This is a genomic window from Bacteroidetes bacterium GWF2_43_63 (assembly GCA_001769275.1).
Classification (GTDB): domain Bacteria; phylum Bacteroidota; class Bacteroidia; order Bacteroidales; family DTU049; genus GWF2-43-63.
The window spans coordinates 58,414-72,099 of record MEOQ01000005.1; the positions used below are offsets into that span (position 1 = coordinate 58,414).

The following is a 13,686-nucleotide window of genomic DNA, read 5'->3' on the forward strand; positions in this document are numbered from 1 at the left end:
TAGGAGCTGTTTTGTTGATAAGTATTCGCCTCGTGATATTTTCTTTTTTTGTATTGTTTGTTGTGGCAGACAATGTTCAGGCGCAGGATTCGGTTTCTGTGCATGAGAAATATTTTCGGTATCGCGGGCGGTTGAATTATTTTGTGGTTTTTTCGAACGAGCCCGGCGGGGGCTTGCTCGCCAATATCCGCAACCGCGATGTTTGGGCCGATCCCGATGGCGTTTATCCTTCTGGTGACGAAGTGGATTATCATTACAGTATCACGTTTGGTCAGACTCATACGCGAACGGGTTACCTGCTCGGGTCTCTGGCTACGGAATATGCACTGCTGAAACAGGCTGGAGACCTGATATCCGCCGAAAACACCTTAGCTCAGATTCGGATAGTGCTCAATGCTTTTGATCGCACCGACCGCTGTGAGAGCGGTCCTCCGTGGTTTCGAAAAGATACGCTCGATGGATTTTTTGTGCGTGAAGATGCGCCACCTGTGCTTTCCCGCGTTTTTTCAACACAGTTGAATAATGGTTTGAATGACAGTGATTATTTTTCGTGGCGGGTTGATCGTCAAGAGTATGGGGTGCCCTCTCTGATTCAGAATCATGCTGTCGAAGCTTTGAAAATGTATGAATCGAAGGATGGATATTTTTTCACAAAAAGGGAAAAGAGTCATCCGGATGAAGCTTCTTTCACCAGACAGAATGATGATTACAAGCACTATTATAAAAACCAGAAATTTACGTCGCAGGATGAAGTGCTGGGGTCTTTGGTTGGATTAGCGTTAACGTTTCAGTATGTCGATGATACAATTATACGCAACACCGCCCGTGATCAGATGTTACGAATGATTAATTTTATGTGTGGCAGTCGAAAGACGCTCTGGTGGCGGCCTTTATTTCCTGATGGAACACGCATGGGTAATGAAAACGGCGCAGATGGCCGGGCATATGCTTACGCCATGAAATCGCTGGCCTATAAAATTGCCGGAAAAGAATTTCTAAAAAAACATTATCCGGCCATTGTAAAAGCGCCCTGGTGCCGCGATGCATACGAGGGGGCCGAGCTGGCATGCCTGAGCGGAATTGGAAATGCTGATTACCGGATACTTCGTTTTTTAATGGCAGAGGCAATGTCGGTTTCAGGCGCATCGAGAACCAGCCGCAATGTACCAAAACTATTAAAAAACATGGCTTCGGATTATCATTGGGACACGTTCTATTTGTTGCTTCATGCAGCATTGAACGATGTTGCCATTGATTCGTCCATGTATAACTTCAGACGCCTGGAGGAACAACTGCAGCTGGTTCCGACCAATGGAACCTGGCAATATGGAAATAGCAAATATCCGAAAACGCCGGGCTGGTCAGCCGAGTTCAAGTGGTCCGCAACTGTTGATATGCAAAATGGTCAATCGGGCGAAAACTGGTCGCTTGGGAATTATTCAGGAATTGACTTTATGCTGTTGCACAATCTGGCCTGTCTGATGATTGAGGAATACAATGAATCCTACGTGAATTATTTAAAAATCAAGTAGAAAAAACAGTAGTCAGTAGTGTCCTACGACGGAGTTTATCCCGCTGTTCGTGCTTCACGGAGTTTACCCCGCTTTCAATATTTCGACTCCGCTCAATATGACAGCGGGGCTCAGCATGACAGCGGCGGGTCTCAGGGTAACAAGTCAGTAGTGAGTTTTATTTTCACTTTTCACTCATCACTGACCACTGGCCACTGGCCACTGATTAAAAGTTTCTCACAATCACTTTCTGTTGTTGCACACTTTCTTCGCTTTCGAGCTGAATGATGTAGAGCCCCGATTCAAAGCCAATGGCGTTGAAAAAATAATTGTTTTTACCTGCTGCAAATTCGCCTTCGTGAATGACATTTACTGTGCGGCCTGTGGCATCGATCATCGAAAGGCGGCCTGTGAAGCCATTTCCGCATTCAACAGGAATGCAGGTGAGGTAGGCTGCGGGATTCGGATAAATGCTTTCCATGCCGACGCTTGCAAATTGTTCTTCCATGCCGACATAGTTCTGACAATTGAATTCCCAGTAACCTGCGGGTGCCGGCATGGGACGAACCTGCGTTTTACCGCTCACAGCCTGCGCCTGAACATAATAATACACCGTGCTGCCATCGGGTTGTACAGGAATGTGACCTGTCCAGTTATCGCTTCCGGTGCTGCTCATAGGCACACTGACATATGATCCGGCCAGCGACGTTTTGTAATACACATTGGCTGCTGCAATACCGCTTTCGTGTTTGATATAGGCGTTCACCTGATAGTCGTTGCTACCGCTTTGCGTACTGGCCAGCGGCTGATGCGATATCAGCAGTGGGTCATTACTGCCGATGCAGTTGGTAATGCAATGAATGGCTCCGCTTGCACTGATGGGGTCGGGGTCACAATCAATCGGGACAATGGTATATCCGGGCAGAGCTTCTGAATAAATACGAAAGGCAGTCGTATCATATTCTTCATAATAGCTTGGATAAATGTATGCCTTGTTTACGAAAACGCCGTTTGTATAAGTTCTGTAATAAGAACCTGAAGACGGCCAGCCACCTGAAGTACTTGATGGCATCGGAATTCTCACAACTTTATAGGGTGTTCCATAACAACTCATATAGTTACTCAGCAGCCATTGCAGATTGGCTTCAATCTGGGGCCCGTCCGAAATGCCACTTGGATACTGGCCTACAAGTATAGTTTCTTCATCGAGCAGTTTCATGTGCATATCAATGTGATGTATGCCGTCGTAAGGCAGGGTGGGGAACAACACGTACTGGTCGATTCCAAGAAAATGCTTCATGATGGTATCTATTTCAGCAACAGAATGCGATGGGTTTTCATCCACAATCAGTTCGCTCGACATGGCTGTGCCAAATCCATCGACCATCAGGTTGCCTCCGGTGGCGATAAAATCCCAGGGAGATACGGTCATGGAATACAAATCGAGACCGGCCCAGGCAGCGTGTTTAATCGCCATGGTATCATCGCTAGGACGAAATGATCGGTTGTATTCCCAATCGACCAGATAATTATTGCCGACTTCGTTCTGATAGATGGTGTGTGCACCGTAATCGCGTATCCAGACTGAGTTAAAGCGAGCAGTTAGGAATTTTACATTGGTTAAAGGTACGCCACCAGAGGTCAAATAGCTTTTTACCTGTGTCGAATCAACTCCGTCAAGAGAATTACATGCAATCAGCACGGTGCATTCTTCCTGAGCCGCATCGACAATCTGCCGAAGCACCGAAGTGTAGGATGTCCATGTAATCAATAACACATCAATTTCTTCCCATTCTGCCATGGCGCGGGGAGTCCATGTTGGCGGGGTGGTAATACTGCTGCGCATTTGCGGAAACTTATAAAAGGGCATCATGGCCTTTTCTTCTTCGGTCATGCCTTTGGGCAGATCCTGTGCTCCGGCATTCAGTGCCAGCAGGAGGGCTGCAAAACATACAATAGCGATTTTGATCATGAAGTTGGTTTGAAAGGTGTCAAAATTAGGCGTTTTCGATATATCAGACAAGAAATCCGCAAAAAGGTGACAGACTCCGCTGCGCGAAGTTTAAACTTCGCGCAGCGTAATCTTTTTTATATTTACAGAAAAATATGGCTGCAAAGGATATTCAACGCTGCGCATGGAGCACCAACGATCCGCTCTACATCCAATATCACGACGAAGAATGGGGCGTGCCGGTGCGCGACGACCATAAAATGTTTGAGTTTCTGATTCTCGAAACTTTTCAGGCCGGACTTAGCTGGCTCACCATTTTGCGCAAGCGCGAAAACTTCCGGAAAGCCTTTGCCGGCTTTGATTTCGAGAAGGTGGCGAAATTCACCGAAAAAGATTTCAATCTGCTAATGCAGGATGCCGGCATCATACGCAACAGAATGAAAATTGCCGCAGCCATGACCAATGCAAAGGCTTTTATTGAAGTCAGGAAAGAATTTGGAACATTCTGTAACTATATCTGGGCCTTTGTTGACAACAAGCCGGTGCATTCAAAATTGAAACTGCTGACGGATATACCAGCTTCAACACCGCTCTCCGACGCCATTAGCAAAGATCTGAAAAAGCGCGGATTCAAATTTGTCGGCAGCACCATCGTGTACGCCCATCTGCAGGCCTGCGGCCTGGTGAATGATCATGTGAAAGGGTGCTTTCGATATTAAAGTTATGCGAAGTTTATAAACTTTGCACAGCTTTATACATCGCGCAATTTTACATCGGCATCTTCATAAATCCGACCCCACTTCACATGTGACCACACACGTTCGTGCAGATAGAAAAATCCGATTTTGGTTACCACTTCGGTTCCGCTCAGAATGAAGGAATGGCCTATGTTTCCGGTGACCAGATACGAAAGCAGCGTTGTGTCGAGACTCCCCCAAAAGCGATAAGAAATGCTTTTTACAAGCGATCGCCAGGGTGCAACACTGCCATCGGGGCGACGGCCGGCTTTTACGACATTCCATAATCGTTCGTGAAAAAAGAACAGCAGAATTTTCGTGAGCACTTCGAAACCAGCAATAGTAGAGGCCTGCGCTACATTTCCAAAAATAATATATCCAAGCACAAATGTATCAAAGCTGGCGACAACGCGCCAACTGATACCTTTCACGATGGATCTTGCTTTACTATCTTTCATTAAGTTGCAAAAATACGTCAATTTCTACTATCCCGACTTGTTTTGTAGAGAAACATGATAAATATCAGGGCCGCCTTATAAAATGCCACAATGGCACAAAGCCCCTGATATAAAATTAGCGATTAGCGGTTTTTGATTTTTGAAGTAATTTTCGGTGTAAAAGTGGCAGGGCTCAGAATGACAAAAATTGTTTTTCCTGAGCCCCGCAAATTTTTTTGAAAAAATTACAATGGTTTTACCGGCACGCAGATATCCACGATAAATCTGCCGTCTTTCGGTTCCTCAGGATAAATTTCAAAACAGGGCCGGTCGTCGGGTTGATAGCCACTGGTGGGCAGCCATGAACCATAGACCCAGTCCCATGCTTCGGTAAAGTCTTCGGACCCAAGATCAAAACGTGCAACCACATATTTGCCGGCATCAATTTTCATTTTGCCGAACTCGCCATCGGTTTTTGTGGCGGGCGGAACCGTCATACACACGCTGATACGGAGTTTGTTTTCTTCTGTAATTTTAGGATCATCGTGATACACAGTCAGGAATTTTAGATCGGGTTGTTGCAGCAGATCGCGTGCTGCAGCCCAGGTACAGAGCTTACCCCACAAGGTGGAAAATAGATCATCATTGCCTTTGTAGGGTCCGATATGACGGACGTATACAACCGTCATTTCCAGAAATTCCTTCACCTCAGTACTTTTGTTTTGTTTCATTGTTTTCCTCCTTTGTTTTATAGGTTTGTCAATACAAAAGTACCCGGTGTTGCGGCAACCGGATTGATGCATATTGCTTTCCGCTTGACCGATATTGCTTTTTTGTTTTTTAAATTCAGATGCCGTAACTCCGAAATAGTTTTTAAAGTAACGTGAAAAAACCGACATATCCTGAAAGCCCCATTTGAAAGCGATTTCGGTTATGCTGTCGTTTGGATTTGACAACATATTTGCGGCACATTTTTCTAGACGGATACGTTGAATATATTGAAAAGGACTTTCGCCAATTAATGCTTTGAAAATACGGTTGAAATGAAATTTGGAAAAGGCTGCCGCCGCCGATAATTCTTCCAGTGTAAAAGAATGATCGATGTGCGATTCAATGTAATCAGTCGCGCGGAAAATCCGATTTTTATATTCGGCCTCAAGTTGTTTTTTATTCATGGTAGCAAAAAAGAAAACCGATTCAAAACATATGAAATCGTTTGTAAAAGTACATAATATTTGAAATCCGTTGCATGTATTTATATTGATGTTCGGCTTCTTGCAGGCCGCATGAATACATGTATTACCACAGGAGCTGAAGGGAAAATGTGAATGAGGTAATTGAGTAATGAAGTATTGCAATCATTTCATTTTGCCAGGAATAATATCTGAAAAAAAAACTCCCGCAAAATCAATTACGGGAGTTTTTAAGATCGAAAAAAATGTTGTCAATTCATCGGCTGATGTTTTATCGCCTTAGTTTTTCACCACTTTTTTGTAGAATGATGTGTTCTGATTTTCGAATTTCATAAAATAAACGCCGTCGCTCAGATCAGAAATGTTGAATTGAACAAGTTTCTCGTTGCATGCTCCGTATGACCTCACAACTGCGCCTTCAGCACTGTATAAGGTGACAACTGTACCTGTGAAACCTTCGGGTAATTCAGCAAAAACAATTTCACTGGCTGGATTCGGATATACATTAACAGCTGATTCGCCTGATTCGCCAAGACTGGTTACGTCTAAAACGGTAACAGTAAACGAGCAGGAGCTTGTGTTTCCAGATGCATCAGTTGCAGTCCACGAATTGGTTGTTACACCAATCGGGAATTGTGAACCACTTGGTAGTCCTCCGGTTTGAGTTAGGTCAATCAATGCGCAGTTATCTGATGCTGTTACATTGTACAGATATATTTCTCCAACCGATGAAGTGGTTGTGATTTCAATATTTGAAGGACATGTTATTGCTGGGTCAATGCTTTCGTTGACAGTGACAATCTGGTCGGTATTTGTTGTGTTCCCGTGAATGTCAGTTACAGTCCAGGTTACAACAGTTTCCCCCGCTTCGAACTCCGACGAAGGATGATTGCTGGTGACAGATTCAATGCCGCAATTATCGCTGAAAACAGGCATCGCTGTAGCAGGTCCGCTGAAATCAGAAATCGTCAGCGTTGCTTCACCATACATGTTGTCGTGCGTATAAAGACTTAGCACAAAAGTCTGCCCGTCCTGAACAGGAATGATAGCGGTACCCGACTGATTTATGGGGCCAGTGGTAAAGAATCCGGGAAGCAATGTGTAGGGTGCGCCACCGGTAAGACTGTACTGAGGAACATCGTAGAGCGCACTGTCACCACCGATGTAGTCCCAGTTGAAAGTGATGTTTCCATTGCATGTTACAGGGATTGAAGCATTGGTGAAACCTTCATTATCGCTCATGTTGTTTCCGCCAGTCATTGAAATAGTGTCGGGAGCACCGCTGATATCGCTGTATCCGTCAGCATTGATCTGATAAAAATTCCAATAGTAAGGATCGAAGGCGCCTGCAAAACCATTTTGCACAGAGCAGCCAACATTATGAACAACACAGGAATCGGCATTGATTGTAATATCCGCGGGAGCTGTAACAGCTGGGGCTTCTTCGTCAACAACGGTAATGTTAACTGAGCATGTACTTACGTTCCCGGCTGCATCGCTTGCCTGATAGACATCGGTAGTGGTTCCTACAGGATATACTCCGCCCGAACCAATGCCTGAAACCAGAGCAGTCCCACCACCGCTCACGCCATGAATATTCATCACATACGCATCTGTGCAGCACACTGCGGTGAGATCTGCGAAGTTATTTACACCGCAGTCTTCAGCCAGAATGTATGAAGGTGTCGATTGGCCGTCAAGATTTGTTCCAATTCTCATGTAGTTACTAGAATCTGTTCCGTCCTGAACTTCAATTTCATAAACAAGACTAGCTCCAGCTGGAACGAATGTACTGAAAGGATAAGAGAGAATTGTGTCATTACAGTTGGGAATCTGAATTGACATAGAATCCAGAAGAGTCAGGTTTGCTACATCCATTGTGCCGGATAGGGTATAGAGATTGATTTTTGCTGGCTGATATCCGACTGGTGAGGTGGCTTGATAAATCGCAAAATCTACAGTGTCGGTTTGAAGACCTGAGGGGTAGCCCAATGCAGGAAGATCAAATACAACTGCAAGTCTGTTATGCAAAACAACAATGCCATTTGAACAGGCTATTCCCTGAATGATGTTTTGCGTGTTGGAATGATACAGATCTATTGGCACAACAGTATTTACGCAATTGTCAATTCCAACCGGCGGAGTGTAATTTACAATCGCACCGCATGTGCCGGGATCTGTGGACTGAACAACGTCGGCCGGGCAATGGAGTACAGGAGCTCCAACGTCGGATACAACAATGGTATCTACATAATTCGATACAACATTGCTGTCTGAATCAATCAGCTGCCAGGTGACCAAGGTTGTGTCGACCGGATAAAAAGCACTGGCATCATCGGTCCCAGTGTAATCATTGGTGATGGTTGCTCCGCAGTCATCACCATAATAAGGGGTATAAACATAAACAAAAGCGCCACACTCATCCGGATCACTCGCCTGGACATAGGTGGTTGGCGTTGAGTAGAAAACAGGAGGTGCCGATACGCCACTTGTGACTGTTAATCCGAAGGGTCCGTTTGAGGAACTGTATCCGGTAACATAAACAAAATATTCAATACCGGGTTGCGAACAGATATTCACACTGGACTGTAATCCGCAATTGTCGTCGTTACCACCTATGCAAATCAGAGAATCACAATCACCTGTAAACACACCTATTTTTGAATCAAAACTTGTTCCTGTGCAGGTGTTGACATTTGAAAACGGACCAGTAGATGTAAATTTGAACCAGACTCCAGGAGCGGTGCTAAGGACAGTATTGCAATCAGGAACACTTTGCGCCAATGCTCCCGTAGTAGTACCATAAACGGTGGTTCCCGGCAGCACGTTTACAGCTCTGATGCAGGAGTCGTTTTTAGTCATATTCAGTCCCATGTGATATTGATTCGCATCGGCACCTGAAAATGTATTGGGCGCACCAGGGCTTGAAAAAGCCCTTGAGTAACCGGCTCCATCTGTTTTTGACCAGCTGTACCCTGAAACAGAGCCGTCAATGGATGACTGAGAAACTTCCACAACCAGACTCTGGGTATTGTTATAATAGAAAGGCACATCCAGTGGTATGGTCATCCAATCTCCTGCTACGCCTGTAAGGGTAACCGAGTCTTTGAAATATACGGTTGAAAGTGAACCGGTGTAAAAATCTGCTGCTGGCAAATCTGTAAGAGGGGTCAGTCCCATTTTGATTGTGAAATCATTATACTGCCAGGGTCCGAGCGGGTATCCTGATGCGATTTTTATTGCAATGCTGGTTATGTATCCAGGGACCACTGGTGTAGGATTATTGAATTCGCCTACCCTGTAGAGCAGCTGTACTCGCTGTCCCAATACCTGATTCAATGGATAAGAATTTGCACCATCAACAATGTTATAATTATAGTATTGGGGAGTTTGTGCCTGTGCTGTTTCTGAGATGAAGACCAGTAACACAAGTAAAGCGCTATAAAACACTTTTGCAAATGAAGAGTAGATTTTCTTTTTCATTTTTCGTAGTGTTATTGATTAATTATTGGAGCATTGCCATCCGATGTTCCCTGAACAGGTTTTGCAGCAGAATTTGATTGTACAACCGGAATTTCTTTCACGGCTGGTTGTTCCACTGTGCTTTGATTCAGCAATTCCTGATACGCTTCCGGATTGTCGTTTATCCATTCGGCTTTTGCTTGTTCAGAATTGCTAATTCCCTTGTAATTGAGATAGGGAATTGTGAACTCAGGTGTTTGACTTTTTTCAACCTTTACTTCGGTGCTCTTCACAACGATAACTTTTTCAGATACCTGCTCAGACGGTTGTTGTGTTTTTACCTGCAGTGGTTCCCCTTGTTTAAAAGTATTCTGTGCATTGACATTTATTGTTGATATGCTCAGTAAGAACAAGACCAACAAACTGCCTGGCACAATCCCAAATCTCAGGCGGAAAATAGCTCCGCCTCTTAATTTTTTTGTTCCCATGTGGTTTGTTTTTAAGTTAATAGTTTTATGGCTGCAAAAATAATGAATTAATGAGCATATTCGACCAATGGATAAAAATAAATAAGGAAACGTATAAAAAATACTCGAAACAGTATAATTATTAGTACAGAGTTGTTTTGATATATTGATTATATTGCTGATTCTTTTGTTATTACACTCAAAATTAGCACAAATATTCTACAAGATTAGCCCTTAAAACTCACCGATAATTTAAGAAACAACTATTTTTTTATTGTACCAGAATTTTATTTCTGTAAATATTTTTTCCAGCAATTTCCACAAGATACAATCCGGGACATAAGTCCGAAACGTCAATATGAGTCTCATCTCCGGAGATGTTGCGTTGATCAAAAACAACTTTTCCGTCCATGGAAAACAGTTTTATGTCGCATTTTGAATTTTCCAACAAGTCAATGTAGATAACATCTGTAGCCGGATTCGGATATATTCGGATATTGCTTTCCTGTTCCGAAACACTTAAATAGGCTGGCAAAACATTCAACGCAACAATGGCATCAATGGCTACCGGGGTGGTCTGATTGTCTTTCAGTGTTGCTTTGATCAGATAATTTCCTTCGGATGGAAACAATGCTGTATTGATGTAGCCGAGCCATTCGTGACGTTTCTCCATGACTTGTTCAGGTCCAGCTGCAATCCATGTAATTCCCATGTCGGTGCTGTAAAACAATTGGTACGAACCGAAATCCATCAATAGCGACGAAGGATCTTTGTCAATCCATGCTGAACCATTCACTGAATAATTTTGCCCGTAATAAGTTTCGTAGGGGCCATCAATATTCACAAACCAGGCACAGCCCTGATCGCGGTATGCCGGATCCTGTGGAATTGTGCTTTGTGCAACAATGAGCACACTTTCTCCAAGCGCTTCCAGCGCGCCATACAGCACATTGCTGTTAATGTACAGCATGATCCCGTTTTGTTGCGATCGCACCGCAGAACTGCAAGTGGTGTAACCTCCCAAACAGATACTGTGATCACCCGCGAAGAAATATCCGCCGCTTCCGTCTATCATCGTTGTGTTGGTCATCAGCTGCGAATAGCCGAAGGTGCCTATTTCGCCAACTATACACGATTGAACATTGACTTTTACAGTGTCGAATGTATAAATGCTCCATGTGCGAACCGAGCAGGCCTGTAGCGTTAGACTGCGATCGCTGATATTCATGAGCTGGTTTGCATAGGTGGTCTGATTCACCAATCCAGACACATTCAAAGAATCACTGCCGGTAAACCAGAGCCCGATGGTGCGGAGAGTACTGTTGCTGATCGCAACATTTGTGTTTGGTTCCGGCATCAGGCCCCACATTACATCGGTGCATGAGTCAATTTCAATGTTATAATCAATGCCGCTTACACCCGGGGTGGTGTTGTTGAAATCGTAGCTTAGCAATGTATCGCCATCAGGAAACGAATGTGTTATAATGCTTCCGGCCGGGAACTGGTGCCACAAAAGAACGGTTTCTGCATTTTTAATAACAACATTTGAAGAACCAGTAATGACAAATTCTCCCGCCTGATTAATGCCGTTAATGTTTATAGATCCTGTTCCACTCAGGCCACAGGTGCGGAATCCGGTAGTAGTGACATTGTTCATAATCACGCTTCCGTTATCGGCAATTGACATATTATGCGATAGTCCGTTGAAATTGAGTGTGCTGTTTTCAATGTTCATAATTCCGCTGCCAGCCGCAATCATAGAGCGCTGATAGAAATATTGCTGCGGCATATTGACTGTTGAATTCAGAATATCAATGCGTGCATCGTTGCCAAAAACAATCATGTCCCCTGCCAAAAGTACGGTAGCATTCTGTATTAAAATTTTTCCCGTATCAACCGCAATGAGTGTTCCGTTAAAGCTCCAGTTGCCGGTAATTAAGGTATCATCGGTGATATACAATGTATCTCCCATGATGATGTTTTTATCTGGAAATTGAAAAGCATTTTTTCTCAGTTCCTGATTTTTATTCATCCATTCTGCGGGCGAAGATTCAGGAGTTTGCTGTTGTGCAAAAGAAAACAAAGGAAGAAAAAATAACCAGAAAAAGTGTCTCATGGGGTCAGATTTTGTAGTGGTATTACACGCGCCGAAGCATTCACCCTTATAGGGTTTCAATTCATTTTCGTATAATCGGATAACGAAGATAGTGAAAAGGAATTTTTTCGGCGAAAAGATTTTGTAAGTTTGTAATTATGAAATACTGCTACGAATATCCGCGCCCTGCTGTGACTGTCGATGCAGCAATTTTGGTGAAACAATGCAATGACTGGTTTATTCTTTTGATTGAGCGGAAACACGATCCCTTCAAAGACTGTTATGCTTTGCCTGGCGGATTTGTTGACGAAGATGAAACGCTCGAAGTGGCCATTGCGCGCGAGCTTCAGGAGGAAACAAATGTACAGTTGGAAAATTTGCAGCAGTTTCGTGCTTACAGTCGCCCCAACCGCGATCCGCGCGGTCGCACGATTTCAGTGATTTTTACTTCAATTCAAGATGTATTTCCTGCTGCTGTTGCCGGCGACGATGCCGCATCAGTGAAATGGTTTCCGCTCAATCAGCTGCCGCAACTGGCATTTGATCATGGGGAGATTGTAGCGGATATTAAAAGAACACTCCTTGATTGAATAAAAGTGCACCTATTTTATAACTCATAATTTCCAATCCAACAGCCAGACTAAAGATTAGGAAACTTTCAGAAGAAGCTATTAAGTCAACCTCTCTGCGTCGCGAAGCGACCTGAGTGCGTTGAACTTCCTTCCATAGCTCCAAGCTCTGTGCATTGCGTCGCAATTCTTTACGTCGCCTTTCAACTTTTTACTTTAGAAACTTTTTGAACTTATTCCAAGAGCTTTTCGCGCACAAAAAAATGCACGCGCCAAGGGGGTGACGCGTGCCGGAGGGGTAATTATAAACATGAATAAAACATAACTATTGCATTTGCAGGTGCTGCATTGAGCATTTTAAAGAATTGGGGCGGAGGTCCTTGACTTTTGTTTCATGTTGAAACCAAGCACCAGCTCGTGCGTTCCATTGTTGATACTGGTGAGTTTGCTCAGCGTGTAATCAAAGGCGTAACCGATTGACAAATTGTTGAAATTCATTCCGATCATTAAAACAGCCGCATCCTGTGTCCGGTACGAAAGGCCACACCAGTAGTCCTTGTTGAAAATGGCTCTGGCATTGATGTCTAACTGCACAGGCATAGGCCCGTTTTTCTTAATCAGTGCCGATGGTTCCAGATCTGTATTCTCACTTATTTTGAAACGATATCCTCCAAGCAAATAAAAATGTGGAATCTGTTTTCGGAGGTCATTGTTCAAATTCAGAGGATACTGGATGAGTTGTGTTGCCGAAAATCCAGCAAACAACCGCTCATTGTGCACATACATTCCAAAATCGGCATCAGGAATAATGACAGATTCGGTTTCTCCGTTAATCACAACATCATTCGGGTTGATGATATTCAGATTGCTTTCGTCAACGGTAAGCTGGTAGCAGGAAAGCGCGAGTCCGAAAGCAAATTTTGTTTTCGAACCGGGATTCACTGTGAAGGCAAACGCCCCGCGTATTCCCGATTTACTAAGTGGTCCGTACTGGTCATGAATTATTACACCGCCAACACCCATTCTGCTTGCCTGCCCTATGCTGCTGTGCATGCTCAGAACCTGAGTCATGGGTCCGTCTTTAATTCCTGTCCATTGACGCCTGATCCCAAATCTGAACGGAATATAATCGTTGCTGCCAGCTACAGCTGGATTCAACACAAATGAGTTGAAGGTGTACTGGCTGTGCATTGGCTCCTGCTGCGCTGTTGATGCAACGGACAGAAGAAGAATAATTGAAACAAATATTATTTTTTTCATGGCA

At 44.0% G+C, this 13,686-nt stretch carries 10 protein-coding genes; 3 read left to right on the forward strand and 7 right to left on the reverse strand.

All coding sequences use genetic code 11. From position 1 onward, the window contains the following. Window positions 1-32 precede the first annotated feature (32 nt). Window positions 33-1,532 carry a hypothetical protein gene (locus A2W93_05135; GenBank protein ID OFY56259.1) on the forward strand — a complete coding sequence of 500 codons (1,500 nt, stop codon included), beginning with the start codon at window positions 33-35 and terminating at the stop codon, window positions 1,530-1,532. A 205-nt stretch (window positions 1,533-1,737) separates the two neighbouring features. Here the strand turns inward: A2W93_05135 and A2W93_05140 are convergent, their stop codons facing one another. Next, window positions 1,738-3,483, reverse strand: a complete 1,746-nt coding sequence (locus A2W93_05140; GenBank protein OFY56260.1) for a hypothetical protein — start codon at window positions 3,481-3,483, stop codon at window positions 1,738-1,740. A gap of 134 nt (window positions 3,484-3,617) precedes the next feature. On the opposite strand from A2W93_05140, the gene A2W93_05145 reads away from it, so the two are divergent. Continuing rightward, the gene (locus tag A2W93_05145) at window positions 3,618-4,181 is read left to right on the forward strand and encodes a DNA-3-methyladenine glycosylase (GenBank protein ID OFY56261.1); all 564 of its coding nucleotides are present in this window, start codon (window positions 3,618-3,620) and stop codon (window positions 4,179-4,181) included. A 32-nt stretch (window positions 4,182-4,213) separates the two neighbouring features. Here the strand turns inward: A2W93_05145 and A2W93_05150 are convergent, their stop codons facing one another. The 5 genes from A2W93_05150 to A2W93_05170 form a co-directional block, all read right to left on the reverse strand. Further along, the gene (locus tag A2W93_05150) at window positions 4,214-4,657 is read right to left on the reverse strand and encodes a hypothetical protein (protein OFY56262.1); all 444 of its coding nucleotides are present in this window, start codon (window positions 4,655-4,657) and stop codon (window positions 4,214-4,216) included. Window positions 4,658-4,881: 224 nt separating this feature from the next. Next, on the reverse strand, window positions 4,882-5,811 hold the full coding sequence (locus tag A2W93_05155) for a hypothetical protein (protein OFY56263.1): 930 nt from the start codon (window positions 5,809-5,811) through the stop codon (window positions 4,882-4,884). 297 nt (window positions 5,812-6,108) lie between these two features. Further along, the gene (locus A2W93_05160) at window positions 6,109-9,258 is read right to left on the reverse strand and encodes a hypothetical protein (GenBank protein OFY56264.1); all 3,150 of its coding nucleotides are present in this window, start codon (window positions 9,256-9,258) and stop codon (window positions 6,109-6,111) included. 65 nt (window positions 9,259-9,323) lie between these two features. Further along, the gene (locus tag A2W93_05165) at window positions 9,324-9,779 is read right to left on the reverse strand and encodes a hypothetical protein (protein OFY56265.1); all 456 of its coding nucleotides are present in this window, start codon (window positions 9,777-9,779) and stop codon (window positions 9,324-9,326) included. Window positions 9,780-10,029: 250 nt separating this feature from the next. Next, window positions 10,030-11,841 carry a hypothetical protein gene (locus tag A2W93_05170; GenBank protein OFY56266.1) on the reverse strand — a complete coding sequence of 604 codons (1,812 nt, stop codon included), beginning with the start codon at window positions 11,839-11,841 and terminating at the stop codon, window positions 10,030-10,032. Between the two features lie 170 nt (window positions 11,842-12,011). Between A2W93_05170 and A2W93_05175 the strand changes: the two genes are divergently transcribed. Then, the gene (locus tag A2W93_05175) at window positions 12,012-12,443 is read left to right on the forward strand and encodes a hypothetical protein (protein OFY56267.1); all 432 of its coding nucleotides are present in this window, start codon (window positions 12,012-12,014) and stop codon (window positions 12,441-12,443) included. Window positions 12,444-12,779: 336 nt separating this feature from the next. Here A2W93_05175 and A2W93_05180 read toward each other — a convergent pair whose 3' ends face one another. Next, window positions 12,780-13,682, reverse strand: a complete 903-nt coding sequence (locus A2W93_05180) for a hypothetical protein (protein OFY56268.1) — start codon at window positions 13,680-13,682, stop codon at window positions 12,780-12,782. Window positions 13,683-13,686 lie beyond the last annotated feature (4 nt).

What these genes read in the sequence shown, in the direction of transcription:
- A2W93_05140 (OFY56260.1), bottom strand. Translation starts at nt 3,483, where the DNA reads ATGATCAAAATCGCTATTGTATGTTTTGCAGCCCTCCTGCTGGCACTG.
- A2W93_05180 (OFY56268.1), bottom strand. Translation starts at nt 13,682, where the DNA reads ATGAAAAAAATAATATTTGTTTCAATTATTCTTCTTCTGTCCGTTGCA.
- A2W93_05165 (OFY56265.1), bottom strand. Translation starts at nt 9,779, where the DNA reads ATGGGAACAAAAAAATTAAGAGGCGGAGCTATTTTCCGCCTGAGATTT.
- A2W93_05155 (OFY56263.1), bottom strand. Translation starts at nt 5,811, where the DNA reads ATGAATAAAAAACAACTTGAGGCCGAATATAAAAATCGGATTTTCCGC.
- A2W93_05145 (OFY56261.1), top strand. Translation starts at nt 3,618, where the DNA reads ATGGCTGCAAAGGATATTCAACGCTGCGCATGGAGCACCAACGATCCG.
- A2W93_05150 (OFY56262.1), bottom strand. Translation starts at nt 4,657, where the DNA reads ATGAAAGATAGTAAAGCAAGATCCATCGTGAAAGGTATCAGTTGGCGC.
- A2W93_05175 (OFY56267.1), top strand. Translation starts at nt 12,012, where the DNA reads ATGAAATACTGCTACGAATATCCGCGCCCTGCTGTGACTGTCGATGCA.